This window comes from Rhodococcus sp. IC4_135 (assembly GCF_011602025.1).
Lineage (GTDB): Bacteria > Actinomycetota > Actinomycetes > Mycobacteriales > Mycobacteriaceae > Rhodococcus_F > Rhodococcus_F baikonurensis.
In genome coordinates, this window is sequence record NZ_JAAOLG010000126.1 from 1 (window position 1) to 563 (window position 563).

At 61.1% G+C, this 563-nt stretch carries 1 protein-coding gene; it reads right to left on the reverse strand.

Translation table 11 applies throughout. From position 1 onward, the window contains the following. Window positions 1–518 (reverse strand): AMP-binding protein (locus G8767_RS35290; protein WP_346843075.1); only part of this gene is annotated, 518 nt, incomplete at its 3' end. Window positions 519–563 lie beyond the last annotated feature (45 nt).

Sequence of the window (563 nt, forward strand, 5' to 3'; positions counted from 1 at the left end):
CCCTTCGGCCGACCCGTCGACCCCGACGTGAACATCACATACGCCGCATTACCCGACCGCAACGGCGCAACCCGATCACCATCAGACACCGGACCACCCGACAACCCACCCACATCAAGACCGTCCAGAACAACAACATCCACACCCACAGGCAACACACCCACAAACGCAGACACAGTCAACACAAGCTGCGGCGCAGCCGACTCGACCACAAACCCGATCCGCTCCACCGGCAACTCCGGATCAATCGGCACATACGCACCACCCGCAGCAACAACCGCATGCATCGCCACGATCATCTCCACCGAACGCTCCACCGCAAGACCCACCAGAACATCCGGCCCCACACCACGCCCGATCAACCACCGCGCCAACCGATTCACCCGCACACCGAACTCGGCATACGTCAACACCACATCACCGAACACCACAGCAACACGACCCGACGACACCTCAACCGAAGCCGCCACCAGATCCGCCAACGTCACATCCTCAACCCAACGATCCGTAACGTTCACACCCCCCAACACCAACCCACGCTCAACCACAGACTCCACGGCGAA